Origin of the sequence: Ruegeria sp. SCP11, from assembly GCF_040329455.1 — a bacterium.
GTDB classification, from domain to species: domain Bacteria; phylum Pseudomonadota; class Alphaproteobacteria; order Rhodobacterales; family Rhodobacteraceae; genus Ruegeria; species Ruegeria atlantica_E.
On record NZ_JBDZYG010000019.1, the window covers coordinates 1 to 23,065 of the forward strand.

The following is a 23,065-nucleotide window of genomic DNA, read 5'->3' on the forward strand; positions in this document are numbered from 1 at the left end:
GGCCGTGCGTCTGGGCGTCAGCCCCGAAATCAACGCGCTTTCCACGATCATGATCGCCATTGTGACAGTGGGCGTCATCACCGCATCACTTGTCACAAAACGAGCCATGGTGCGGCAAAAGCAAGATGAAATGGCTGCCGCGCGAACCGAATGAAACGGCTGTTCCCGGACTATACTTACGGTCCCGGCCCCCGGACCAACTGCTGGTGGGATGAGACGATCGCCAGCCCGGACTGGCCGGTTGCGCAAGGTGATCTGAGCGTCGACGTCGCCATTGTCGGCGGCGGCTTCACCGGAGTTTCTGCTGCCCTGCATCTGTCCGAGGCTGGAGTCGCAGTCGCTGTACTAGAGGCTGGGACCCCGGGTTGGGGCGCCTCGGGTCGTAATGGCGGGTTTTGTTGTCTGGGCGGATCAAAGCTGAGCCCCGGCGCGATGGTGCGCCAGTTTGGTAAAGCCGCTGCACAGGATTATGCGCAGGCTGAAGAGGACGCAGTTCATCTGGTTTCTGATCTGCTAGGCGCTCATAACATCGACGCAGATGTGCATTCCAAAGGTGAGACCCAACTGGCCCACACGGCCCGTGCCATGGAAAAACTGCGCCGAGCGGCGGACGCTTCGGGCACGTTGCACGAACCCGGTGACCTGCCAGGGCTAGGGTTTGGTGGCGGCTTTCACGGCGGCTATACCAACCCGCTCGGGTTTGCCGTGAACCCCCGTAAGTACCTGTTCGGATTGGCAGAGGCGGCTCGATCACGAGGTGCAAAACTGTTCCAGAGCAGCGCCGTTGAAACGATTGGGCACACCAAGTCCGGATTTGACGTTCAGACGCGGTTGGGTCGCGTCAAGGCGGCGAAGGTACTGATCTGTACCAATGGCTATTCCAGCGAGGATGTGCCGCGCTGGATGTCCGGGAGATACATGCCGGCTCAGTCCACGGTTCTGGTGACTCGTCCCTTGTCCGATTCCGAGTTGCAGGCACAAGGGTGGACAACCGATCAGATGTCTTATGATACCCGCAATCTGCTGCATTATTTTCGACTGATGCCCGACCGGCGATTCCTGTTCGGTATGCGCGGTGGGCTTTGGTCGTCGCCGCGGGCCGAGGCCGCAATTCGGCGAAAGGCCGTGCAGGATTTCAGGCAGATGTTTCCGCATTGGGCCGGTGTCGAAGTTACCAACATGTGGTCTGGAATGGTCTGCTTGTCACGCAACCTGACGCCTTACGTCGGACCAATCGCGGGTCAGCCGGGCCTGTTCGCCGGGTTTGCCTATCACGGAAACGGTGTGGCAATGGGCACTTATTGCGGACGGGCGCTGGCCCGGATGGCGCTGGGGCAGGAGGCCGGGCTTCCAGGCCCGATTGCGCATCCCCCGGGGCGTATCCCATTTGGACGCTGGCGACGCGTACTGATGCCACCTGCTTACGCAGTGATGGCTCTTGCGGACATTTGATGGCTACAAGGTTGCGGTTTCCAATTCGAACCCCGCCTCGTAATCTGGAGACCCGTTTTCGACGCGCCACAGGCAATAGGCTGCCATACGCCACGCATACCATCGGCGCAGGGAATGATACCGCTCCACCGTTTCCGGGTCGTCATAGGCGGACAGAAACTCATCCTGTTCCTCGTGGGTCAATGACTTCCCTCGGTACAGGTGCTGCATGGCGGGTGACAGGAACAGCGCGAGATCTTCACATGGGTCACCCAGTGCGGGGCATTGCCAATCGATGAGGGTCAACTCCGAACCAGCAACCAGAATGTTTCCAGCCACAGGATCGCCATGAATCAAACATATGCGAGCGCTTGGCAGGATCTGTTCGTCCGGCCGCAGGCTTTCCAACCTTTGCCGCGCAACGGATGTGCAGCCTTCAAGGATGTTCTGCCCATGTCTGGCCAGATCCGCGCTGCCGTTGCATCCTTCGGGTGCTTGGATGGGCAGATCAAGCTTATGGAGTTTGCGTAGCAATCTTGCCACCTGTGGCGACCCTTCACGCCAGGGCGACCCTGGTGCGTGGTCGTAGAACACCCACCGACCATTTTCATGCTGACCGGTCGCGCGCAGGCGGGGGGCAAACCCCGTATGTTCCAAGGCCCTCAGACATTGCGCCTCAAGTGCGGCATCATTTCTGAACAGCGGATTGCGCAACCCGGTGCGATACAGTTTCAGAACCTTGCCGCCGTTTTCCTCGCGGACTTTCCAAACCTGATTGGTGCGCCCGCCGTACAAGTTCTGGAACTGCGCGTTGGGCACAATCAGATTCCGGCCGCGCAGGTCGTCAATTAGATCACGTGGGGGGGCGGTCGGATCAGGCAGTGGGGTCACCGGTGTATAGAGCGAGTCGCAGATTGCACAGGTGTGGCCTGTCCAGCCCTGCAGATCAACCTCCGGTGCGGACAGCTGTCACCATCCCAGCTGGAACAACCTCGCCGCTTTCCAGTGTCAGCAAAACCGTATCGTCGCCAACCTGCGCCTCGACAACCTTATTGTAGGAAGCGACGGGTTGCGCCGACAAAAGCTCCTCGCCGTCATAGCTTTCCAGAGTGGCCGAGTATGTGCCCGCCGGAAGCGGGGTGCCGTCACTTGCTGTGCCAGCCCAGACGAACCCGGCCTCGGTCGGTGGGACCGAAACCTTGTCGATCACCGCGCCATCGCTGTCCCGGATTATCATGATCGCGCTATCTGCCGCAGGTACGGCATGCGCCGACAGGGTCACGGGTTCGCCGTCGAAGCGAAAGGCTGCGGTCGTACGGACATCCATGCCCACCCAACTGGCCAGTTCTTCCAGATTGACGCTGCCCAGGGACATTGCCAGTTCGGACAACAAGTCGTTGGTTTGTACCTGCTGTTCGACCATCGAGAACTGAGCCAGTTGCGATGCGTATTCGGTCGAGTCCATTGGCTCCAGAGGATCCTGATTCTGCGCTTGGGTGGTCATCAGCAACATGAAGGTGTCAAAATCCGACGCCACAGAGGCTGCCATCGACTGGGGTGCAGTTTGAGATTGCGTAGTGGTCGGAGTCGTGGATTGCGTTGGGGTAATCATGGTCAAAGCCTCATATCGATTCGCCCATCTGGGCTCGCTCTTGAAGGAGTTGGGCCAGCCTCAGGAGTGTGCTCGGATTGCGGGGCCAAAAACTGAGTGTCCTCGTTGCCGTCGGGTTCATCGCCCCGCGCGTCTGCGGAGGTGCCCAGATCAATGGACAAACCTCCCAACCCAAAGTTCTGGAACTCCATCTCGAGAACCGAGAGGTGACGCCGCATCATGTCCAACGTTTCCGGGCGTTCTGCAGTGATCGTCATGTAAAGGCCATCGTCGCGGCCATTCAAAACGATTGAAACGCGCCCCAATTCCTCGGGATTCAAAGCGACCTCTATAGTTCCGGAATGCGACCGCACATTGATTGCATTTGCCATCTGACTTGCTATGGCACGCGTTGTTTCTGCACGGGTTGCGGCAGTCATTGCCTGCACAGATAGTCCTGAGTCGCGAGTGGTGGACGACGCCAGAATTTCTTTTGCTACCTGCACGTCTTCCGTTTCAGGGCCCGGGTGTGCATTCGCCTCGTCAGTGGGTTTTGTGATGGCAATAAGCTGCATCTGCGTGACTGATGGCGTTTGATCGGGCGGCATTGGTTGCCTTGCTGCCGGACTTGGTGCGGGTGGTTCCTGAGCCACGTCATGGCCCCCGCCAACATCGATCGAGCGAACGGGAATCTCCTTCGTGTATGGTGTCAGGCCCGGCATCACATTTTGCGGTTTTCTGATGGCTTCGGCTGCCCTGTTCGTTTGTGCAGCCTCAAAGACAAGGCTTTGAAAAGCCGGAGGAATGGCTTGCTGGACCTCTATTTCCGGATCTTGTAGCGCCTCAATTGGCCGGTTATTCTGAGCCGCGTCCTGGGCTGCTTCGGCGTCTGCGGCAATGACCGCTGACTCGGAAGCAGGTTTAACGATCTGCGCCTCAGCAATTGTTTTCGGATCGGCTTCCGGCATCGAAGCGCGTATTTCGACAGGCGGCTGATCCTCCGTTGCAGCAGAGATGTCTGCTGCCTCGCCATCCGCCATGGCCACTTCCAACTCGCCTTCAGCATCGGGATCCTGAATCAAAAGATCAACCACCTCTGGCTCGCTGGATGGCGAACTGGTTTCCTGGTCCATGACCATTTGAAAGGACGCTGCGACTTTGGACTCGCTCGCCTCCTGCCGGGTTACATCGGTTTTCGCGGTGGCGATGGGCGCGGACATCATCATTGAAAGAGGGGTGGGCATTTTGCTCCGGCTCCGTTTTTGTGATCGGAAACCTGCCCGCAGGAAGTTACGTTTATTTTAACCGCTTTCCTCTTTGATCGAGAAAGTTCGATGCAAATTTCGGAGAAAGCGATGAAGATTTCTGCGACCCTTCCCACCTCGCTGCCACCCTCGACTGCTGAGAAGCTCAAAGCAGCTGCCGTCGAGCTTGAGGCGGCGTTTCTGGCGGAAATGCTCAAATCTTCAGGGCTGGGCGAAACAAGTAAATCCTTTGGTGGTGGTGCAGGCGAAGACCAGTTTTCGTCTTTTCTCGTAAAGTATCAGGCTCGCGCGCTGGCCGAATCCGGCGGCGTCGGCCTGTCCGAAATCCTGTTCCAATCCATGATGGAGAAAACCCATGGCGACAAATCCTGATCCCGACCTGATCCAATCCCTCGAAGAAGTGTTGGACCTTGAACGCACTGCACTTGTCGATGGTGATCTGGAGCGGTTGAACCTTATAGCGCCGGAGAAGGAGAAGCTGATCGGCGCGATCAATGAGTTGCAGGTCATTGACACCGCGCAATTGATTCACCTCCAGAAAAAAGTCGAACGGAACCAGGCCTTGCTCAACAGCGCTGCCGAGGGAATTCGGTCTGTTGCAACCCGTATGGCCGAATTGCGCCGCGTTCGGCAGGAGTTCAGCACCTATGGTGCGGACGGGCAGCGCAACGGGTTTACCGTGCGCCGCAATGCAAAACTGGAAAAGCGGGCATAGCAAAGGGTTTGATTCAAATCCGAAATTTCTGGCTGGAAAGCTTTAGCACTCCGTTAGGAGATCAGGGGCAAAGGTGGCCGGGCACCTGAAACAGCAGGTGGCGCGAACAGCCCGACGGCAGATCGCAATGATCAGAAAGACGTCAAAGCCCGCCTGTGGTGCGGGGTAAGCATGGGCGCAAAGAGCCCGAACGGAAAAGGAAGAAAGCTATGTCCAGCATTCTGACAAACAATGGCGCAATGGTGGCGCTGCAAACTCTGAAATCGGTCAACAAGAATCTGGAAATGACCCAGAACGCGATCTCGACCGGTAAGGATGTCGCGACCGCCAAGGACAACTCGGCCGTCTGGGCGATCTCCAAAGTCATGGAATCCGACGTCAAGGGCTTCAACGCGATCAAGGACAGTCTGGCTTTGGGTGAATCGACCGTTGCCGTGGCGCGGAACGCATCGGAAACCGTGACCGATTTGCTGACCCAAATGAAGGAAAAGATCGTCGCCGCTCAGGAGGACAACGTTGACCGGGTCAAGATCAATGACGATGTAACCGCGCTGCGCGATCAGATTGCTTCTGTCGTTGGTGCGGCGCAGTTCAACGGGTTGAATCTTGTTGACGGCTCGGCAGGTTCGGCCTCGATCCTGGCGTCGCTGGACCGCGATAACACAGGCAGCGTGACGGCATCATCTATCAACGTCGCGGGTCAGGACTTGTCTATCGGCGGTTATACTGCCAACGACATTTTCTCCGGCAGTTCGGCCGGTGCATCTGTCAACGGGGATACTGTGGCCATTTCGCTCGACAATAGTGGTGGCAACGAACAGATCGAAATCGCCGAGAATGGTGCAGCCTTCGCCGCCGGTGATAGCGTCAGCCTGACCGTGGGTGATCAGACCGTGTCTTACACGGTGACGGCGGATGATGCCGCATCCACCACCACGGCCGATATCGTTGCAGTTGCGCTTAAGTCCAAAGTTGATGAGCTGGGTGTTGCAGGGCTAACCGTAGACTACGACAGCGGTACGCCCGGTACGCTAAACTTCACCAATGGCGGCACGGATGACCTTACCGTCAGCGGTCAGTTCACAAACGCAGGTTCGGGCGGTCTGGGTGCCTTGTCTTCGATTGACGTCTCCACAAGTGGCGGTGCGTCCGCCGCGCTGGGCACTATCGAAACGCTGATCGACACGTCGATTGATGCAGCGGCGGCCTTTGGCTCGGCACAGGGTCGTATCGAAACGCAGCAGGATTTCGTTTCCAAACTAACGGACTCGTTCAAGTCTGGCATCGGTTCGATGGTCGATGCGGATATGGAGGAGACCTCGGCCCGTCTGCAGGCCCTGCAAGTACAGCAACAGCTGGCCACCCAGTCGCTGTCGATTGCCAACCAGGCACCGCAGTCGATCCTGTCACTGTTCCGTTAATCTTCGGAACCTGGTCGGGGCGTGGAAACGCGCCCCGGCCCTGATCGCCAAAAGACGGCCTATTGGAAGGATTTCAAGTGACACCGCAAACTCTTGCACAGCGTGCCTATGCACGAACCGCCGCCCCGACACGTACTCCGCGTGATACAGAATACGAGGCGATTTCAAAGATTACGCATCGGCTCAAAGCCGCGGCCGCCCGGCGTAAAACCGATTTTGGCGGGTTCGTTCAGGCCCTGCACGAAAACCGTCGCTTGTGGAGCGTTCTGGCAACCGGTGTTTCGGATTCCGACAATGCCTTGCCCAACGAATTGCGCGCGCGGATTTTCTATTTGGCAGAGTTCACCGAACAGCACAGCAGTCAGGTTCTGGGCAACAAGGCAACCGTTGAGCCGCTGCTTGAGATCAACATGGCGGTGCTGCGTGGCTTACGACAAATGGGTGCAACCTGATGGGGGGGCTGGTTCTGAAACTGGCGCCGAAAGAGAGGGTGCTGATCAACGGCGTCGTAGTTGAGAATGGGGATCGCCGTAGCCGGTTCTCGATAATGACGCCGGATGCGAACGTATTGCGCCTGCGTGATGCTATTCATCCAGATGAAGTGAACACACCCGTGCGGCGGGTTTGCTATGCCGCTCAGCTTGTTCTGTCAGGCGATATGGAGCCGGAACGCGCACGGCAACAGCTGTTGCGGCGGGTCGAAGAGCTGAGCCAGGTCTTCACCGATGCGGACAGCCGCCGGGTCCTGTCCGAGGCAACTGAGGCCTTGCTGGCCGAGCAGTATTACAAATGCCTGAAGTCGCTGCGGGCACTGCTGCCGCGCGAAGAACGCCTGATGGCGTATCAGCAATGACGTTCCAGCCGGTCATCCCTTCCGGAGGTATCGTTGGCTGGCGTTTCCTGCAGCGCACCTATGATGCACAGCTTGAAAGCTTTTCGTCCTCGGCCGTCAATGAAAGGGAAAGGCAGTACTTTCTGGAGAACATCGGTAATGTGCGAACGGCCGAGGATCTGGTCTCAGACCGGCGTCTGTTGCAGGTGGCGTTAGGGGCCTTCGGGTTGGAGGATGACATCAACAACCGCTATTTTATTCAGAGGATTCTGTCCGATGGCACCAGCGCTGATGACGCGCTGTCCAACCGGTTGGCCGACAGTCGCTATCGGGAGTTTTCTGAGGCCTTCGGTCTGGGTCCGGGTGAGGTACGCAGAACGGGTCTGATCACCGATATGGAAGCGATTGCGCAGGACAACGTGGTGTCCCGGTTCGAGATTGCGGTTGGGGAAACCGATGAGACGATGCGCATTTCGCTCTATACCCGGCATACGCTGACGGAGCTGGCTGCGCAGGACAGCAGCGGGGACACCAAATGGTTCGACCTGATGGGCCAGTCGCCCTTGCGCAGCATGATGGAGACAGCGCTGGGTCTGCGGTCGAGCTTTGCTCAGTTGGACATCGACAGGCAGCTTGAGGTCTTCAAGGACAGGTTGACGGGTCTGACCGGGTCAGATGATCTGGCGCAATTTACCGATGAGGCAGCTGTCGCCACGCTGACGGACCAATTTCTTGCGCGCAGCCAAATCGCTCAGTTACAAAGCACGATCTCCCCGGCTCAAACCGCGTTGATCTTGCTTGGAGGGTAGCTGCGCAACAGGGCTGGTAAGTTGTCCAAGTCGGAAGTTCAGGCATTCAACACAGTGTCTGCGGATGTTCTGAGCGCATAAGACGTTACAGGTTGAGACACGTTGTGCAACTTGACATCGCCCAATGGCAGGGCATTGGCGCATGCGGGTTGAATATCGGCTGAGACGACAATCCGGTGCCCCACTGTTTTCCCGTATTCCCCCAGTCGGGCGGCAACATTCGCGGCCTGCCCAATCACAGTAAAGTCCAGCCGCTCGCGTGACCCTACATTGCCGTAAGTGACACGTCCGTAAGCAACACCGATCGAGCAATCGCAATGGCTGTCAGTACCGGCAAGGCGGAGCTCACCCAGTTTTTCAACGATTTCAACGGCCGACTTCTGCGCATTCCCACGTGCGACGATTGAATCTTCACCCTCGGGAAAGACTGCCAGCACAGCGTCGCCGATAAACTTCAGAACCTCTCCGCCGTTTTCGTGCACGATGCCGGATACGGTTTCAAAAAAATCGTTCAGCAGGTTGATATAGGCAGTGCGGCCAAGCTGTTCTTCCAAACTGGTTGAGTTTCGCAGGTCGCAAAACATGATGGCAGCGTCGATCTCATCGCCGTCGCCACGCCGAATCTCGCCGCCTAGTACGCGTGCACCAGAGCGTTTGCCGACATAGGTTTCCAACAACACCTGCGCGTTTTCGCGCTGCATAAAAACTTCGTAGAACCGCGCGATGACTGCCGAGCACTCGAACACAAGCCCAAGGTTTTCCGTGGTGAACCCATCCGGGTGATCGCAGGTCAGGGTCAGCACATTTGTCCGACCATCCGAGAACGGCAAAGGCATGGCGACGTAATCGGTGGCGCCTTTGGCCCTTAGGTCTTCCATGATCGGAAAGCTATTGTGGGGATTTTCATCGTTCAGCCGCTGGCGTACGCCGCCCAGCCCGTTTGAGACGTGGCGCAACGGGCTGTTGATATATGCTGGGTGGTCGTGGATTTCGTAGGTGGGCACGTTTGTTGAAATCTCGGCCGCATCCTTTTCCCAAATGTAGTGCTTGCCCGCGATCAGCGGATGCAATGACCAGGCCAGAATACTGAGACGTTGAATGGCGATACCGTGCTCTAACATCTTTTCGGCAAGCGCTTTGGTAAAGGCTTCAGGAGTGTCATTCTCGGACGCACCGCGCATCAGCCAGTCGATCAGCGGGCCACTGATATTGCCATCCTCAGGCTCCCTCAGGGTGTTGTCCCCCAGATCGACATGTGTGTAGGCGTTGGGCATAAAGCCGACACATCCTTGAATAGCAATGCTTTCTGGTAGCGCTTCTTCATAGGCCCAGACGGAATTGGTCAGACGCTGGCCATCCAGAATGACGTCGTGGTAGGTGGCCGTGCCTTTGAACGGGCAAAAGGTCTGTAATTCGGTCTCACCCCCCAGTTCGACGCAAACATCTGCACGCGGGACATAGATCGTGGCGGGCAGCCGTGTTTCATACATGACCTTTGCGTCGGTGCTTTCGGCCAGCAGAATGTCATCCCGGAATATCGCGATCCGACCTTTCAGAGGCTCAACCGAGATCCCATAGCCTTTGGTCGAAGGTGTGGTGTGCACATTCATCTTCAGACTCCCTGACGCGAGTCTATATAGGATGGGCGTTTGCCCCGAGCATTCCAAGGGGTGTCACCGGCATTTTACCACATAGGCCCTTTACGATGCGAACGGATCAGACCATCTGAATCACGTCTTTTTCGATCGACAGCATATAGCCCTTTTTGGCGATGTTCTTGACCAGAAGCTCGCTGACCATTTGATTTCCCAACGCGTCACGCAGCCGTTTGATGCGCGTTGCCCCTGCAGCCTCATCACAATCAGCCGCATCCTTGCCGGAAATCATTGCCTCGATCTGAACGCCGGAGAGAACTTCGTCATCCAGTCTGGATTCGGCCAGCACCGACAAGGTCTCCATCGCGGCCGGGGTCAGTTTGAAGTCCATATTGTTCAGATAAACGGTGTTCTCTTCGCGGCTGATCAGCAATGAGGTCACTTGAATGCCGGTGCGCTCGATCTGGGCCATGCGTCGGTTCAGAGTGACAAGCATCACCAGAAACACCAGGGCCGTCACCAGCATGGCAGTGGCGAAGACCAGCAGCACGAAAATCACCATTCGGTAGCTGGACAAAGTATCGGCAAAGGCGGTGCCGGATTGGGCCAGAATCTCAAGCAGGCGGATTTCGGTCTGCGAGGTCAGGTCGCTCTCGATGAATAACCGCTCAACCCGCGCGTTAAACGCGTTGGCGTCGGGCAGGGTCCAGAAAAGAAAGATCGCCGCCGTCACCAGAATCACAACGATCGCCGCGATGCCCGCGCCAACCAGTCTGACACCGGATCGGCGGGCCTCAGTAACGGAGATAGAACTGTCCGGCATTGGCCTTCCTTTTATCCAACCCTTCCGGCCCGAACACGGACATCACGTTCAGTAGGGTCCAACCCGAACCTTTCAGGCGCTGGGCGACTTCTTTTTTTGCCTGCCCTTTACCGCAGGACGATACCTGCATGACGCCATAGTGCAGGCGCAGCGGATTGTCCTGCTTGGCCTTGTAGTCGGCATAGCAATCGTCCGCCGAAGCGGCGGTGCCAAGCGATATCAGGGCCAGCAGGACCAGAGAAGAGAGGATCTGTTTCATAGGCCGCATCCTGCGCATGGGTTGGTGGGATATTCAATAACATAAGGGGTTTCGCGGGGCTGATATCGGATAACACCGGCCCGTTATTGCTTGTCTGAATAATGGCCAACCAGTGTCGGGGTATCGAGCACACGGCCCGTTAGCGGGCACCTCAAGACCATTGAAGGACAAGCACCATGCATAAGAAGTTTATCGCCCTGATCGTTGCTTCTGCGGTTGCCATTACCGGCATTTCGGCGTCACAGGCGCGGGCTGCGGATGTTGAAGATATTCTTGGTGGGTTGGCGGCGATTGCGTTGCTTGGCGTTGCAGTGAAACATTTCGACGACGAGCGCAAAAAGAACACCGTGACGCATAACTACAATCACATATATAAGGCGCCCCAAAAGCACGTGCACAAGAAGCCAAAGCAAAGGCCGCATCACGTGCGCCCGCTGCCGGAACGCGTTGCGCGCTATAACCTGCCGCAACGATGCTTGCGCAAACACAAAGGGTATTCGCCCAAACAACGGTTGTTGGGAAAGACCTGCCTGAGCAAGCATTACAAGTACAGCAAAAGCCTGCCGGAGCAGTGCAAGGTCAGGTTCTGGGACGGCGAAAAGGTTAAGCGGGCATATCACCCCGGTTGCCTGCGTCAGCAAGGATACCGCGTGAGTAAAAAGTGATAGGTTTCGAGCAGGAGTGGCGCCGCAGAAGCGTCACGCGGGAGAGGGTGGCGCAAGCTGCCCTCTCTTTTTTCTTGCGATGTGCGGCAAAACGCGATTTTCCGGGGGCATGACGACTCCAGATTATGAAATTGAGAAAGCCGCCGCGACGCAAGGCTATCTGAGGGTTGCTGGCGTGGACGAGGTGGGTCGAGGGCCGCTGGCCGGGCCTGTGGTTGCAGCCGCCGTGATTCTGAACCCTGAGGATATCCCCGAAGGGTTGAACGACTCGAAAAAACTGACTGCGAAACGTCGGGCCACGCTGGAGGACGCTCTACGCGAGAGGGCGGAGATCGCGATTGCCGAGGCCTCAGTAGCCGAGATCGACGAACACAACATCTTGCGTGCCTCGCATCTGGCGATGGAGCGTGCCGTGGCCGCATTGAATCCGCCGCCGGACTATCTTTTGATCGACGGCAACATGATCCCGCGCGGCCTGACAATCCCGGCTGAGGCGGTGGTCAAAGGCGACGCGCATTCGGTCTCGATTGCGGCGGCGTCGATCATAGCCAAAAACTGGCGCGATCAACTGATGGTGGATTTGGCGCAACAGCATCCGGGATACGGCTGGGAGACAAACGCCGGTTATCCGTCGAAACAACACAGGGACGCGCTGCGAAATCTTGGTGTGACCCCACACCATAGACGTTCGTTCAAGCCGGTACACAATATCTTGTATCAAGAGTAAATCGTAAGTTGCTGATTCAAAAAAGAAATTGACGGCGAATCGTCTTTGACTCATCCTAGTCTCAACCAAATGAGCGCAAAAGCGCCGTGGATACTTGAGGCAGTAAAATGACAACAACCACCAAAAAGGGCGCAAAAGCGCTCCCTTTAAACACGATTCTATCCGGGGACTGCATCGATGTGATGAACAGTCTGCCCGAGGCGTCGGTGGACCTGATCTTTGCGGATCCACCCTATAATTTGCAGCTGAAAGGCCAGTTGCACCGCCCTGATAACAGCCAGGTAGACGCGGTCGATGATCACTGGGATCAGTTTTCCAGCTTTGGTGCCTATGACCAATTTACCCGCGAATGGCTGAAGGCGGCGCATCGTCTGCTCAAGCCAAATGGCGCGATCTGGGTGATCGGGTCCTATCACAATATTTTCCGTGTGGGCTCGGCCCTGCAGGACGCGGGATACTGGATTTTGAACGACGTCGTGTGGCGCAAGTCGAACCCGATGCCGAATTTCCGGGGTAAGCGTTTCACCAATGCGCATGAGACAATGATCTGGGCGTCCAAGCGCGAAGGTGCCAAGTACACGTTCAACTACGAAGCCCTGAAAGCGCTGAACGAAGGCGTGCAGATGCGCAGCGACTGGGTGCTGCCGATCTGCACCGGGCATGAACGTCTGAAAGATGAAAACGGCGATAAGGCGCATCCGACGCAGAAGCCGGAATCGCTGCTGCATCGCGTGTTGATTGGCTCGACCAATCCGGGTGATGTGATTCTTGACCCATTCTTTGGTACCGGGACCACCGGCGCCGTCGCCAAGATGTTGGGGCGTGAGTTCATCGGGATCGAACGCGAAGAGGCCTATCGCAAGGTCGCCGAAAAGCGCATCGCCAAGGTCCGCAAATTCGACCGCGAAGCGCTGGAGGTCAGCGCCAGCAAACGCGCCGAGCCGCGCGTACCCTTCGGTCAGCTGGTTGAACGTGGCATGCTGCGTCCGGGTGAGGAACTCTATTCCATGAACCAGCGTCACAAGGCCAAGGTTCGCGCGGATGGCACACTGGTTGGGCAAAACGTCAAAGGCTCGATCCATCAGGTGGGTGCACACCTGGAAAACGCGCCGTCTTGTAACGGCTGGACCTACTGGTGCTTCAAACGCGACGGCAAGACGGTGCCGATTGACGTTCTGCGCCAGCAGATCCGGGCAGAAATGAACTGATTACACGAACACCGCCGGTGCCTGTGGCCTGACACAAGGCACTACGCCTTGCCCCGCCGATCTCGGCGGGGTCTTTTGTTTTTTCAACATCTGGTTTCAATCCGCGCCTTCTGTATCCTGCGGCGCAGTGAAGGAGCTTGTGCAATGTCGGATGTTTCAGCCAGTGAATCCCGCTTTGGCCGGTTTTTTGTGACCCGACCGGACACATACGATCTCGAGAACCAATACACCGAAGCCGCGCTGGAACGGCATAAACGCGAAGGGCTGGAACTCGCTGTCCGTGCTCGCTGGATCGCGATGGCGCTGACCGCGGTGCTGCTGATTTTCCTCAACCCACAATGGGATGTGCTTTGGTATCATTTCATCTTGCTGCTGATCTGCGCGAACGGCTGGTTTATTCGGCGAGCAGGCCGGGTAGGGCAGTCACGGACCGAATTGCTGCTGATCTTTGTGGATCTGCTGATCATGACCTTGGGCATGATCGTTCCCAACCCGTTCAGCGACGATGTCCGACCGCTGGCGATGCAGTACAGGTTCGATAACTTCCAGTATTTCTTTATCATTCTGGCGGCCGGAACGCTGGCGTATTCTTGGCGAACCGTAATTGCCATTGGGTCGTGGACAGCCTTGGTCTGGACCGCCGGGTGGATCATCGCGTGGTGGGTGGCAACGCCGATGCCCGGCCTTAGTAAGCGCGTGGTAGAGGCTTTGGCTGGGTATCCCGATGTGGCCGAGTTTTTGGACCCCAACAGTTATATGGCTTCTCAGCGCATCCAGCAGGTTGTCGTGTTCATGATGGTGGCGGTGACGCTGGGTGTGTCGATGCGGCGGCTAAACCGGTTGCTGATGACCAATGCGGGGCTGGAGCGGGAACGAGCGAACCTTTCGCGGTATTTTTCTCCGAACGTGGTGGAGGAATTGAGCCAGAATGACGAGCCGCTCAAACAAGTGCGCAAAGAGAACATCGCCGTTTTGTTTATCGATATCGTCGGATTCACAAAATATGCGGCTGGACGCGATCCATATGAAGTGATCGAGGTGTTACGCGGGTTCCACGCCCGGATGGAGGGTGAGGTGTTTCGCCATCACGGGACGCTCGACAAGTATCTGGGCGATGGATTGATGGCCACGTTTGGCACTCCGGTGCCGACACCGCTGGATGCAAGCGACGCGGTGGCCTGCGCGCGGGGCATGGTCGCCGTGATTGATCGCTGGAACGTTGAACGCCGTCGGGCGGGCGAGCCTGAGATTCACGTTGGGATTGGGGTTCACTATGGCTCAGTCGTTTTGGGTGATATCGGGGCCAATCGGCTGGAGTTCGCGGTGATCGGGGACTCGGTGAATGTGGCAGCCAAGCTGGAGGCGCTGACTCGAGAATTCCAGGCAAAAGTTATCATAAGCGATGTGGTTCGGAGCCAGCTGCTGGTCGAGGACCACAATGCATCTGAGCTGATGACCGGATTTGAGAAGTATGAGAAACGCGCTGTCCGTGGGGTGGAGACACCGATGGATGTCTGGGTGATGACGGCGTGAGGGCTCCCGCCGATCACCCCTGCATCACAGATGCAACGCTGATCGTTGGGCCGGGCAGCGCGCTGGCGCGCGCTGCGGTCAAGCGCGTGGCACAGGATTGAGTGATTTGTTGTAGGGCTGCCAGTCTGTGACCTCGGGGTAGTATTGACGCCGCCAGGCGCGGACGCGGGGGTTCATGACGCGACGCCAAAGTGGCGGGATCATGGCGGCTATCGTCATCACCGGGTAGCCGTAGGGAAGCTGCGGGGCTGTATCCTCGGAGTGGTGTTGCAGCAGAGGAAAGCGACGGTTGGGTTTGTAGTGGTGGTCCGAGTGCCGCTGTAGGTTGATCAGCAGCCAATTCGATGCTTTTTGCGAGGCATTCCACGAATGGCGGGGCTGAACGTGTTCGTATTTGCCTTCACCCAGATGTTTTCGGGTTAGGCCGTAATGTTCGACGTAGTTAACCAACTCAAGCTGCCAAATGGCGACCCCCGCTTGGACCAGGAACAGGGCGAGACCAGACCAGCCACCAATTGCAAAGGCCAGTAACAACATCGCGCCTTGCAGCAACCAATACCGCCAGAAGGGGTTAGAGAGGTCGGTCCAGGCGAGGTCCTTGCGGGCGAGTTTGTCACGCTCAGCCTGGAAGGCGGAGAGCAGGCATTGCTTCAACACACGAGGATAAAACCGGTGAAATCCCTCGTTGTAGCGGGCTGTGACGGGATCTCGGGGCGTGCCGACATAGCGGTGGTGGACCAGAAGATGTTCCGAACGAAAGTGCGAGTACAGAACCATCGCGAGCAGGATGTCACCCAGCCAGCGTTCGAACCGCTCCTTCTGATGCATCAGTTCATGGCTGTAGTTGATGCCGATCGTGCCCGAGATAACACCCATGCCAAAAAACAGCCCGAATTTGGACAGTGTCGACAGATGGTCCGTATGCGTGGCGTACCAAATTAGCCCGTAGAGGGTCAGGAATTGCACCGGAACCCAAGCCTTGGTCAGAAGAATGTACCAGCGCAACACTGTTTCAGGGGTATCGGGGTCGGCGTTGTCGAGTTGCAACCCGGTCAACCGGTCTAGTAAGGCAAAAACCCACCAAGTCGAGAATGGCACCAATAGGACCCACCAACCGCCGGCACTTGCGGTGAACCAGAACAGCGGAATCAGCAGGAACGAGACCCAGAAGGGCAGGACCGATTGCCAGCGGGACACGGTCTGTGAGGTGGTCATGAAGCAGCTCCGGGCAATTGCGCACAGACTAACCCTAGTTCGGCGAAAGGTTCAATGAGTTACCGGTTGCGCCAGAGGTCGTGGGCCTTGCGCATCACGGTCGGCAGGTCGCTTGGGCGGAAGGCGTGTTTTTCGATAACGATCAGACCGTTGAGAGGGAGGTCGTCTGGCAATGAGGCCGTCCAGATGTGCAGGATCAGGTGGAAATGGGTAAAGGTGTGGCGCACCTCGCCCGCAAGCACCTGCCACTCCGCTTCAAACGGTGATGATTCAACCGGGGCATCGGACCAGTCTGAGCCTGGCCAGCCCAGCATACCGCCGAGCAGACCTTTGTCGGGGCGGCGCTCCAGCAGCAGTGCTCCGTCCACGCGTTGGGCGATGTAGATATGGCCATACCGCGTGGGTTTGGGTTTTTTCGGCGTCTTGCGTGGCAGGTCGGGCTGCGTTCCGGCGAAACGGGCCTGGCAGGGGTCGCGCAGGGGGCAGATTCCACAGGCCGGAGATTTCGGGGTGCAGATGGTGGCACCAAGATCCATTACCGCCTGCGCATAGTCTCCGGGTCGTGCGTCCGGTGTCAGCGTGGCGGCTTTCTCTTTCAGCAGTGGTTTTGAGCCGGGCAAAGGGTCGTGAATGTCATAAAGCCGGGCCATGACCCGTTCGACATTGCCGTCCAACACCGTCTCGGGGCGGTCGAAGGCAATGGCCGAGATCGCGGCAGCGGTATAGGGACCGATACCCGGCAGTTTCAGCAGGGCGTCGTAGGTGTCGGGGAATTCGCCATCGTGATCCTCGGCCACCACTCGTGCGCATTTCAGCAGGTTGCGGGCGCGGGCGTAATACCCCAGCCCCGCCCACTCGCCCATAACTTGGTCGTCAGGCGCGTCAGCCAGCGCCTGAACCGTCGGCCACCTTGTTGTAAACCGCGTGAAATAGTCGCGAACGGCGGCCACGGTGGTCTGTTGCAGCATCACCTCGGACAGCCAGACACGATAGGGGTCAGGCAACACGCCAGCCGCTCGGTCCGCGGGACTAACGCGCCAGGGCATTTCGCGAGCGTGGCGGTCGTACCAATCCAGCAGCGCGCTGCTCACGTCAAATTCACCGGTGTCACGCAATTTTTAACCATCTCCGTGTCGGGTTTCGCTGGCGCCCGTTGTCATGCCCTCTACAATAGCGGCGCAGGAGTTGGAAACCAGATGCAGCGCAGACGTTCTTCGACCCGCGGGTTCAAACGCACCGCGACATTGCTGAACGGCCAGATCAGGCGCGCCGGCGAAAGCCGGGGTTTTGCCGTATCGCGGCTGCTGACTCATTGGGCCGAGATCGTGGGTCAGGACATGGCCGCCATCGCGCGGCCAGTGAATGTGGGTTATGGCAAAGGCGGAATCGGTGCGACGCTGACCGTACTGACCACCGGCCCGCAGGCCCCGATGCTGGAAATGCAGAAGGAACAGCTGCGCGACAAGGTGAACGCTGTCTATGGCTATAATGCCATCAGCCGGGTGCGTATCACCCAGACCGCTCCGACCGGATTTGCCGAGGGGCAAGCCAGTTTCGACCACAAACCGAAAGCGGCGAAACCCAAGTTAGACCCAGAAATTGCAGCCGAGGCCGACCGGACCGCACGCGACGTTCACGACGGTGATTTGCGCGCGGCCCTTGAACGTCTGGGCCGTAACGTTTTATCCAAGCAAAAACGCTGAGAAAGGGCTGAGAAATGAGCCGTATTGCAACCGGAATTTGTGCGGCGGTCGCCATCGCCGCAGGCGGCTATTGGCTGTCGCTGTCGAATTCCTCCCCCTCCTACCCGCTTGTCAGCGGTGCGGAGGCACAAGAGGCCGATCTCGACACCTCGACCATTGTCGAGATGGTGCAGGGCGCCGAGGATGCGCCGGTCGAGATCATCGAATACGCCTCCTATACCTGCCCGCATTGCGCCACCTTCCACCAAGGTGCGTATAAGCAGCTTAAGAAGGATTTCATCGACACCGGCAAGGTCAAGTTCATCTACCGAGAGGTGTATTTCGACCGCTACGGCCTGTGGGCCTCGATGGTGGCGCGCTGCGGTGGACCCGAGAAGTTCTTTGGCATTACCGATCTGATCTTTGAAGGTCAGTCAGAATGGACCAAAGCCGGTGGTCCGGCCGAGATCGTGGACGAGCTGCGCAAGATCGGGCGTTTGGCCGGCATCGACAATGACCAGCTTGAGGCCTGCCTGCAAGACGGCACCCGCGCTCAGACGCTGGTGGCCTGGTATCAGGAAAACGCAGAGCGTGACGGCATTCAGGCAACCCCGTCCTTCATCGTGAATGGCAAGAAGGTCGACAACCAGTCTTATGCCGATTTCAAGAAACTGATCGAAGACGAACTGGGCAGCTAACTGTCTAATGCGACCGGCTTCGGGCCGGTCGCCTTTCAGGGCGACGGAGCGACCTGCAGCAGCATTTGCCGGACCTTGTCGGCCTCATCCACTTTCAAACGTACGGGCAAAGTGATGACCTTGCTTCGGAACGCGGCAGGAAGGCGCACGGCGTCTTTTTCCGTTGTGACCATCTGCGCGCCCAGTAGGCGGGCTTCGTTTTCCAGCCGTGTCATCAGGGTCGGGGTCAGAGGTTGGTGATCGTCCAAAGCTTCGGCCCGCAGAAGGGTTGCACCCTGTTGGCGCAGGGTGGCAAAGAACTTTTCAGGGTGGCCGATGCCTGCAAAGGCCAAAACCTGCGTGTCGCTCCAATCCATACCGGTTTGCAGCGGTTCCACCGCGCCTGTCGCGTGTGGGACGGTTAGCCTCTGACCCCAAAGGTCCGCGAATTGGGTTTGTGCCTCAGCATCACCCAGTGACAGCACCAGATCAGCGCGTTTCAGTCCAACGTCTACGGGTTCTCGCAACGGCCCGGCTGGCAGGCACAGCCCATTGCCGAACCCGCGCGCGGCATCGACCACGATTACCGAGAAATCCTTGGCGACCGAGGGGTTTTGAAACCCGTCATCCAAGACAATCACTGTCGCTCCGGCCTCGGCTGCGGCACGGGCCCCGGCGGCGCGGTCCTTGGCCACCCAAACCTCGGCAAAGGCGGCCAGCAAAAGCGGTTCATCCCCGACTTGCGCGGCAGTGTGTTTGCCAGGATCAACTTGCACCGGTCCTTTCAATGAGCCGCCATGGCCGCGTGTGACCACATGCGTTTTGTGCCAAGCGTCACGCAGTTGTTCGATTATCCAGATGACCGTTGGGGTTTTGCCGGTGCCGCCCGCGTTCAGGTTGCCTATGCAGATGACCGGGACGCCTGATTTGACACCTGTGCCTGATGCAACCCGCCGTGCGGTCGCGGCTGCATAAGCGCGTCCCAGCGGTGCCAGCAGGCGCGCGCGCAAATCCAATTTGTCAGGTGCGGTGTTCCAGAAATCAGGTGCTCGCATCAATCCGTACTCCGTCGATCCAGACAGTCTTGCACCATGTCGATCAGTTGATCCGCCTGTGGTGCGCCCTCAGACACGATCTCCCACCCGGCCAGCGCCATATCCGCGGCCCGGTCAGGTGACAGCAGTTCAACCACGGTGTCGCCCAGTTCGGTTGCTGTCCGGACAGACCGTGCAGCCCCGGCCCGGTCCAGCTGATCGTAAATCTGCTGGTGCCGGTGTACGAACGGGCCGTGGATCAATGCGGAGCCAAGCGCCACGGCAACAAGCGGGTCGTGTCCTCCCGCTCCGCGTTCCAGCGAGCTGCCCATGAATGTAGCCGGTGACACCCGGAGCCACAGACCAAGGTCCTCTGGCTCAGATGTCAGAATGACCTGCGTCGTATCTTCAACCTGCCCGACAATATCCCAGTTGGTGCAGCGCAGGTCCATCGACTCCAGCCGCCTGTGCAATGGCCCGGCTTCGGCCGAGTCCGCCACGTGCAATACCAGCGTCAACCGTGGCAGCATCCGCATTGCTTGACGGTGGGCGCTCAGGACCGAAATGAACTCTTTGTCCATCACATACGCCGCCAGCCAGACCGGACGGCCAGCCAAGGCGTGGTTGGTTTCGATCAGTTCATCCTCGGGCCAAGGGTTTGGGTTCGCGCTAATCTGCAAGGGTGGAGCTTCGGTAACCTTGCTCGAGGCAATCCCAAGGCGGCGGATGGCTCGGGCGGTTAGGGACGTCGTGGCCAGAATCGACCGGAAACAGTCGAGCGTAAAGCGGGTAATATCGGGCAGCCACTTGGCTCCGCGTGCGACGTTGATGTCGATCTGGGCCTCAATCAGGATCAGTGGGATGTTGTGTTCCTCGGCGCGGGTGATCACGTTGGGCATCAGGCCGCCGCCGACCCAAAGGCCGATATCCGGTTGCCAATACTCCAGAAACGCTCGTGCTGCGACACTCTGCTCCTGAGGCAGATGGATCAGTGGATAGTCCCCCTGTTCCCAACGCTGCAGATCGGAATCAGGCGGGGCTGTCAGCAACACGTTTAACGTGGGACGGGCCTGTTGCAGCCTGCGGCAGAAATCGACTACCGCACGCTGGCGATCCTGTGCGTTGATGTGAACCCAAAAAAGTTCGCCTTCGGGTCGGGCTATCTTTGGTTGGTTGGCCGAGCCGGGTACACCCCAAGACAAAACCCGATATGCCGCCAAACTAAGGGAACGCGGCTTGCTCATGGGTGAATACCCGCGCTGTTCGGGTCAAGTAACGTGCGCAAAGCGCGATGGACAGGCGCGCCCGCCGCGACCACGCCGTCCAGGCGTGGATACGTGTTGTTGAAGCGCAAGGGATTGCCCAACCGGTTCGAACAAATGCCACCTGACTCCCGAATAATCAGGTCGCCGGCCGCAATATCCCACTCCCAGCTGGGGCGCAGCGTCAGCATTCCATCAAAGCGTCCTTGCCCGACGAGGGCCATGCGATAGGCCAGAGAAGGGCGGTAGACCCGCTTGAACTCGGGCACTTGGCCTTGCTGCCAATGGCGCGGGTCCAAATTGGGTTTCGCGGCCAAAATCTCGGACGAACCCAGATCCGAAACCCCGGATACCCGGATTTTGGCACCGTTCAGCGTTGCGCCCCGTCCCTTGGCAGCGGCATAAAGCAGATCGCGCCGCGGAAGGTAAATCACTGCCGCCGTGACTTCGCCCCGTTCAGCGACGGCCAGAGAATGCGCCCAGGTGCGTGAGCCTTCGGCAAAGCTGCGCGTGCCGTCGATCGGGTCGATGATGAACACGCGCTCCTTTTCCAGGCGGTCATCGGAATCCTCGGTCTCTTCACTCAGCCAGCCATAGCCCGGGCGGGCGGCTGGTAGGCGTTGTTCCAGCATTTCGTTGACCGCCAGGTCGGCTTCAGTCACCGGTCCCGCGCCATCCGGTTTATCCCAGCGCTGCGCCGTGTCACCCGAGTAACGGGTGGCGATCTTTCCAGCCTCGCGCGCGGCGTCGATCAGAAGGTGCAGGTCAGCTGCCGGCAAGTGTCATTCCTTCGATCAGCACCGATGGGACCACCCGCGAAAGATATGGGCGCGCGTCATTCGCCGGGATGATCCGTTTCAGCATATCGCGCAGGTTGCCCGCGATAGTACATTCGTTAATCGGGTGGGTGATCTCTCCGTTCTCGACCCAGAAGCCCGAGGCACCGCGCGAATATTCGCCCGTGTTCGGATTGATGGTCGATCCGATCATCGACGTCACCAACAGTCCGGTGCCCATATCGCGCAGCAAGTCTTCGCGGCTGTGTTTGCCCGGAGTCAGGCTGAGGTTCCAGTTGCTGGGCGAGGGTGGACCAGACACACCGCGCGCGGCATTGCCGGTCGAGGTCATGTCCAGTTTGCGCGCGCTGGACAAGTCCAGCGTCCAGCCCGTCAGAATGCCATTTTCGACAATGGCGCGCCGTTGCGTTGCCAGCCCCTCGGCATCGAATGGGCGCGAGCCCGAGATGCGCGGACGGTGCGGGTCTTCGATCAGTGACAGATGTTCCGGCAACACCTGTTCGCCCAGACAGTCCTTAAGCCAGGACGCGCCACGCGCGATGGCCGCGCCGTTGCTGGCCGCGAGCAGATGCCCGATGAGAGAGGATGAGATGCGTTCGTCAAACAGAACCGGAAATGTTCCAGTCGCGGGTTTTTGTGCTCCAACCAGCGCGACGGCGCGTTCACCTGCAGTGCGGCCGATCTCTTCGGGGCTGCGCAGATCGCTTTGGAAGGTACGGCTGTCGCCATCATAGTCGCGCTCCATCCCCGTGCCTTTGCCCGAAATAGCTACGCAAGAGGTTGAGCGGCTGCTGCGGGCGTACCCTCCGGAAAAGCCGTTGGTCGCAGCCAGATGTACACGGTGCGTACCATAAGCCGCCGCCGCATCGGAAACTTGCGAAACCCCTTGAACGGCAAGCGCTGCGGCCTCGGCGGCCAAAGCATCGCGCAGCAAATCCTCGGCGGCGGGTTCCGGGGCAGGGTCGAACAGTTCCAGCGCAGGCAGATCCCAGTCCTTGGCCAGCTGATCCGCGTCAGCCAGTCCGGTGAACGGGTCTTCGGGCGCCTCGCGGGCCATGGCCACAGCTCGTTCGGCCATGGCTGTCAGCGTTTCGGGGCGGCTGTCCGAGCTTGAGACGATGGCTTGACGCTTTCCCAGAAACACCCGCAGACCAAGATCGGTACCCTCGGACCGCTCGGCATGTTCCAGCGCCCCGCCCCGCACTTCGACCGATACCGAAGACCCGTCGATCACAATGGCATCCGCCGCGTCGGCCCCGGCCTTGCGGGCTACGTCCAGCAGGGACTGGCTGATATCTTCAGGTGTACGGGTCATGCGGCCTCCGGTTGTATTACATTGGACCTAGCCTTGGACCGCTCGACCCGCAAGGCCTGAGGGCAGATAGATCCCACGTTGGTTCCTGTTACAGATTGGCCAAATTTGGGTCGGATCTGCAAAGGATTTACATTTCCGTTTAAACTTCCACGAGTTGAGGTACGCGAGCGATTTGCGGGTCTGCGATCAATACAGGTCGAAACGTCGCG

At 58.6% G+C, this 23,065-nt stretch carries 25 protein-coding genes and 1 pseudogene; 14 read left to right on the top strand and 12 right to left on the bottom strand.

Annotation, left to right across the window (positions count from 1 at the left end):
* Together ABLN94_RS21775 and ABLN94_RS21780 are read left to right on the top strand one after the other, a co-directional pair.
* Positions 1-154 (top strand): annotated as a pseudogene (locus ABLN94_RS21775) (putrescine ABC transporter permease PotI); the annotation flags it as partial.
* Positions 151-1,452, top strand: coding sequence for an NAD(P)/FAD-dependent oxidoreductase (locus tag ABLN94_RS21780; protein WP_352996386.1), 1,302 nt, complete (start codon positions 151-153; stop codon positions 1,450-1,452). The pseudogene ABLN94_RS21775 and the gene ABLN94_RS21780, both read left to right, overlap by 4 nt.
* Before the next feature lie 3 nt (positions 1,453-1,455).
* Here the strand turns inward: ABLN94_RS21780 and ABLN94_RS21785 are convergent, their stop codons facing one another.
* From ABLN94_RS21785 to ABLN94_RS21795, 3 genes are all read right to left on the bottom strand, one after another.
* Complete coding sequence (locus ABLN94_RS21785; protein ID WP_352996388.1) at positions 1,456-2,250, bottom strand: phosphotransferase family protein; 795 nt, start codon at positions 2,248-2,250, stop codon at positions 1,456-1,458.
* Positions 2,251-2,377: 127 nt separating this feature from the next.
* Entirely contained in the window at positions 2,378-3,043 is a 666-nt protein-coding gene (locus ABLN94_RS21790; protein ID WP_352996390.1) for a flagellar hook capping FlgD N-terminal domain-containing protein, read from the bottom strand.
* 2 nt (positions 3,044-3,045) lie between these two features.
* A complete protein-coding gene (locus ABLN94_RS21795; protein ID WP_352996392.1) occupies positions 3,046-4,266 on the bottom strand; it encodes a flagellar hook-length control protein FliK in 1,221 nt (406 codons plus the stop codon).
* Positions 4,267-4,377: 111 nt separating this feature from the next.
* Here ABLN94_RS21795 and ABLN94_RS21800 point away from each other — a divergent pair, with 111 nt between their 5' ends.
* The 6 genes from ABLN94_RS21800 (at position 4,378) to ABLN94_RS21825 (ending at position 8,064) form a co-directional block, all read left to right on the top strand.
* Positions 4,378-4,659: a rod-binding protein gene (locus tag ABLN94_RS21800; protein WP_352996394.1), complete on the top strand. Its 282-nt coding sequence runs from the start codon at positions 4,378-4,380 to the stop codon at positions 4,657-4,659.
* A complete protein-coding gene (locus ABLN94_RS21805) occupies positions 4,643-5,002 on the top strand; it encodes a flagellar biosynthesis protein FlgN (protein WP_352996396.1) in 360 nt (119 codons plus the stop codon). The genes ABLN94_RS21800 and ABLN94_RS21805 overlap by 17 nt, the downstream gene beginning before the upstream one ends.
* A gap of 209 nt (positions 5,003-5,211) precedes the next feature.
* On the top strand, positions 5,212-6,423 hold the full coding sequence (locus ABLN94_RS21810; RefSeq protein WP_352996398.1) for a flagellin: 1,212 nt from the start codon (positions 5,212-5,214) through the stop codon (positions 6,421-6,423).
* Positions 6,424-6,500: 77 nt separating this feature from the next.
* A complete protein-coding gene (gene flaF / locus ABLN94_RS21815) occupies positions 6,501-6,875 on the top strand; it encodes a flagellar biosynthesis regulator FlaF (protein WP_352996400.1) in 375 nt (124 codons plus the stop codon).
* On the top strand, positions 6,875-7,276 hold the full coding sequence (gene flbT, locus ABLN94_RS21820; protein ID WP_352996402.1) for a flagellar biosynthesis repressor FlbT: 402 nt from the start codon (positions 6,875-6,877) through the stop codon (positions 7,274-7,276). The genes flaF and flbT overlap by 1 nt, the downstream gene beginning before the upstream one ends.
* A complete protein-coding gene (locus ABLN94_RS21825) occupies positions 7,213-8,064 on the top strand; it encodes a DUF1217 domain-containing protein (RefSeq protein WP_352996404.1) in 852 nt (283 codons plus the stop codon). Before flbT ends, ABLN94_RS21825 begins: the two co-directional genes overlap by 64 nt.
* Before the next feature lie 38 nt (positions 8,065-8,102).
* Here ABLN94_RS21825 and ABLN94_RS21830 read toward each other — a convergent pair whose 3' ends face one another.
* The 3 genes from ABLN94_RS21830 to ABLN94_RS21840 form a co-directional block, all read right to left on the bottom strand.
* Entirely contained in the window at positions 8,103-9,674 is a 1,572-nt protein-coding gene (locus ABLN94_RS21830) for a DUF427 domain-containing protein (protein ID WP_352996406.1), read from the bottom strand.
* Between the two features lie 106 nt (positions 9,675-9,780).
* Complete coding sequence (locus ABLN94_RS21835) at positions 9,781-10,482, bottom strand: winged helix-turn-helix domain-containing protein (protein ID WP_352996408.1); 702 nt, start codon at positions 10,480-10,482, stop codon at positions 9,781-9,783.
* On the bottom strand, positions 10,454-10,741 hold the full coding sequence (locus ABLN94_RS21840; protein WP_170494990.1) for a hypothetical protein: 288 nt from the start codon (positions 10,739-10,741) through the stop codon (positions 10,454-10,456). The genes ABLN94_RS21835 and ABLN94_RS21840 overlap by 29 nt, the downstream gene beginning before the upstream one ends.
* A 176-nt stretch (positions 10,742-10,917) precedes the next feature.
* Here ABLN94_RS21840 and ABLN94_RS21845 point away from each other — a divergent pair, with 176 nt between their 5' ends.
* From ABLN94_RS21845 to ABLN94_RS21860, 4 genes are all read left to right on the top strand, one after another.
* Positions 10,918-11,406, top strand: coding sequence for a hypothetical protein (locus ABLN94_RS21845; RefSeq protein WP_352996410.1), 489 nt, complete (start codon positions 10,918-10,920; stop codon positions 11,404-11,406).
* 109 nt (positions 11,407-11,515) lie between these two features.
* A complete protein-coding gene (locus ABLN94_RS21850) occupies positions 11,516-12,133 on the top strand; it encodes a ribonuclease HII (RefSeq protein ID WP_352996412.1) in 618 nt (205 codons plus the stop codon).
* A 107-nt stretch (positions 12,134-12,240) separates the two neighbouring features.
* Positions 12,241-13,341 (top strand): site-specific DNA-methyltransferase, encoded by a 1,101-nt coding sequence (locus ABLN94_RS21855; protein WP_352996414.1) that lies wholly within the window; start codon positions 12,241-12,243, stop codon positions 13,339-13,341.
* Between the two features lie 144 nt (positions 13,342-13,485).
* Positions 13,486-14,874 (top strand): adenylate/guanylate cyclase domain-containing protein, encoded by a 1,389-nt coding sequence (locus ABLN94_RS21860; protein WP_352996416.1) that lies wholly within the window; start codon positions 13,486-13,488, stop codon positions 14,872-14,874.
* Between the two features lie 78 nt (positions 14,875-14,952).
* Here the strand turns inward: ABLN94_RS21860 and ABLN94_RS21865 are convergent, their stop codons facing one another.
* The gene (locus tag ABLN94_RS21865) at positions 14,953-16,089 is read right to left on the bottom strand and encodes an alkane 1-monooxygenase (RefSeq protein WP_352996418.1); all 1,137 of its coding nucleotides are present in this window, start codon (positions 16,087-16,089) and stop codon (positions 14,953-14,955) included.
* A gap of 59 nt (positions 16,090-16,148) precedes the next feature.
* The gene (gene mutY / locus ABLN94_RS21870) at positions 16,149-17,204 is read right to left on the bottom strand and encodes an A/G-specific adenine glycosylase (protein ID WP_352996420.1); all 1,056 of its coding nucleotides are present in this window, start codon (positions 17,202-17,204) and stop codon (positions 16,149-16,151) included.
* A gap of 81 nt (positions 17,205-17,285) precedes the next feature.
* Between mutY and ABLN94_RS21875 the strand changes: the two genes are divergently transcribed.
* Together ABLN94_RS21875 and ABLN94_RS21880 are read left to right on the top strand one after the other, a co-directional pair.
* Positions 17,286-17,792, top strand: a complete 507-nt coding sequence (locus ABLN94_RS21875) for a DUF721 domain-containing protein (RefSeq protein ID WP_352996422.1) — start codon at positions 17,286-17,288, stop codon at positions 17,790-17,792.
* Positions 17,793-17,806: 14 nt separating this feature from the next.
* Positions 17,807-18,469, top strand: coding sequence for a DsbA family protein (locus ABLN94_RS21880; RefSeq protein ID WP_352996424.1), 663 nt, complete (start codon positions 17,807-17,809; stop codon positions 18,467-18,469).
* Positions 18,470-18,504: 35 nt separating this feature from the next.
* Here ABLN94_RS21880 and lpxK read toward each other — a convergent pair whose 3' ends face one another.
* Genes lpxK through ABLN94_RS21900 form a run of 4 tightly spaced genes read right to left on the bottom strand, consistent with a single transcriptional unit; the run spans position 18,505 to position 22,856 of the window.
* Positions 18,505-19,503, bottom strand: a complete 999-nt coding sequence (lpxK, locus tag ABLN94_RS21885; RefSeq protein ID WP_352996426.1) for a tetraacyldisaccharide 4'-kinase — start codon at positions 19,501-19,503, stop codon at positions 18,505-18,507.
* Positions 19,503-20,726 (bottom strand): 3-deoxy-D-manno-octulosonic acid transferase, encoded by a 1,224-nt coding sequence (locus tag ABLN94_RS21890; protein ID WP_352996428.1) that lies wholly within the window; start codon positions 20,724-20,726, stop codon positions 19,503-19,505. The genes lpxK and ABLN94_RS21890 overlap by 1 nt, the downstream gene beginning before the upstream one ends.
* Positions 20,723-21,523: an inositol monophosphatase family protein gene (locus ABLN94_RS21895; protein WP_352996430.1), complete on the bottom strand. Its 801-nt coding sequence runs from the start codon at positions 21,521-21,523 to the stop codon at positions 20,723-20,725. The genes ABLN94_RS21890 and ABLN94_RS21895 overlap by 4 nt, the downstream gene beginning before the upstream one ends.
* A complete protein-coding gene (locus ABLN94_RS21900) occupies positions 21,510-22,856 on the bottom strand; it encodes a TldD/PmbA family protein (protein ID WP_352996432.1) in 1,347 nt (448 codons plus the stop codon). The genes ABLN94_RS21895 and ABLN94_RS21900 overlap by 14 nt, the downstream gene beginning before the upstream one ends.
* Positions 22,857-23,065: the final 209 nt, after the last annotated feature.

What these genes read in the sequence shown, in the direction of transcription:
- ABLN94_RS21780 (WP_352996386.1), top strand. Translation starts at nt 151, where the DNA reads ATGAAACGGCTGTTCCCGGACTATACTTACGGTCCCGGCCCCCGGACC.
- ABLN94_RS21790 (WP_352996390.1), bottom strand. Translation starts at nt 3,043, where the DNA reads ATGATTACCCCAACGCAATCCACGACTCCGACCACTACGCAATCTCAA.
- ABLN94_RS21795 (WP_352996392.1), bottom strand. Translation starts at nt 4,266, where the DNA reads ATGCCCACCCCTCTTTCAATGATGATGTCCGCGCCCATCGCCACCGCG.
- ABLN94_RS21800 (WP_352996394.1), top strand. Translation starts at nt 4,378, where the DNA reads ATGAAGATTTCTGCGACCCTTCCCACCTCGCTGCCACCCTCGACTGCT.
- ABLN94_RS21805 (WP_352996396.1), top strand. Translation starts at nt 4,643, where the DNA reads ATGGCGACAAATCCTGATCCCGACCTGATCCAATCCCTCGAAGAAGTG.
- ABLN94_RS21810 (WP_352996398.1), top strand. Translation starts at nt 5,212, where the DNA reads ATGTCCAGCATTCTGACAAACAATGGCGCAATGGTGGCGCTGCAAACT.
- flbT (WP_352996402.1), top strand. Translation starts at nt 6,875, where the DNA reads ATGGGGGGGCTGGTTCTGAAACTGGCGCCGAAAGAGAGGGTGCTGATC.
- ABLN94_RS21825 (WP_352996404.1), top strand. Translation starts at nt 7,213, where the DNA reads ATGCCTGAAGTCGCTGCGGGCACTGCTGCCGCGCGAAGAACGCCTGAT.
- ABLN94_RS21830 (WP_352996406.1), bottom strand. Translation starts at nt 9,674, where the DNA reads ATGAATGTGCACACCACACCTTCGACCAAAGGCTATGGGATCTCGGTT.
- ABLN94_RS21835 (WP_352996408.1), bottom strand. Translation starts at nt 10,482, where the DNA reads ATGCCGGACAGTTCTATCTCCGTTACTGAGGCCCGCCGATCCGGTGTC.
- ABLN94_RS21840 (WP_170494990.1), bottom strand. Translation starts at nt 10,741, where the DNA reads ATGAAACAGATCCTCTCTTCTCTGGTCCTGCTGGCCCTGATATCGCTT.
- ABLN94_RS21845 (WP_352996410.1), top strand. Translation starts at nt 10,918, where the DNA reads ATGCATAAGAAGTTTATCGCCCTGATCGTTGCTTCTGCGGTTGCCATT.
- ABLN94_RS21850 (WP_352996412.1), top strand. Translation starts at nt 11,516, where the DNA reads ATGACGACTCCAGATTATGAAATTGAGAAAGCCGCCGCGACGCAAGGC.
- ABLN94_RS21855 (WP_352996414.1), top strand. Translation starts at nt 12,241, where the DNA reads ATGACAACAACCACCAAAAAGGGCGCAAAAGCGCTCCCTTTAAACACG.
- ABLN94_RS21860 (WP_352996416.1), top strand. Translation starts at nt 13,486, where the DNA reads ATGTCGGATGTTTCAGCCAGTGAATCCCGCTTTGGCCGGTTTTTTGTG.
- ABLN94_RS21865 (WP_352996418.1), bottom strand. Translation starts at nt 16,089, where the DNA reads ATGACCACCTCACAGACCGTGTCCCGCTGGCAATCGGTCCTGCCCTTC.
- ABLN94_RS21875 (WP_352996422.1), top strand. Translation starts at nt 17,286, where the DNA reads ATGCAGCGCAGACGTTCTTCGACCCGCGGGTTCAAACGCACCGCGACA.
- ABLN94_RS21880 (WP_352996424.1), top strand. Translation starts at nt 17,807, where the DNA reads ATGAGCCGTATTGCAACCGGAATTTGTGCGGCGGTCGCCATCGCCGCA.
- lpxK (WP_352996426.1), bottom strand. Translation starts at nt 19,503, where the DNA reads ATGCGAGCACCTGATTTCTGGAACACCGCACCTGACAAATTGGATTTG.
- ABLN94_RS21890 (WP_352996428.1), bottom strand. Translation starts at nt 20,726, where the DNA reads ATGAGCAAGCCGCGTTCCCTTAGTTTGGCGGCATATCGGGTTTTGTCT.
- ABLN94_RS21900 (WP_352996432.1), bottom strand. Translation starts at nt 22,856, where the DNA reads ATGACCCGTACACCTGAAGATATCAGCCAGTCCCTGCTGGACGTAGCC.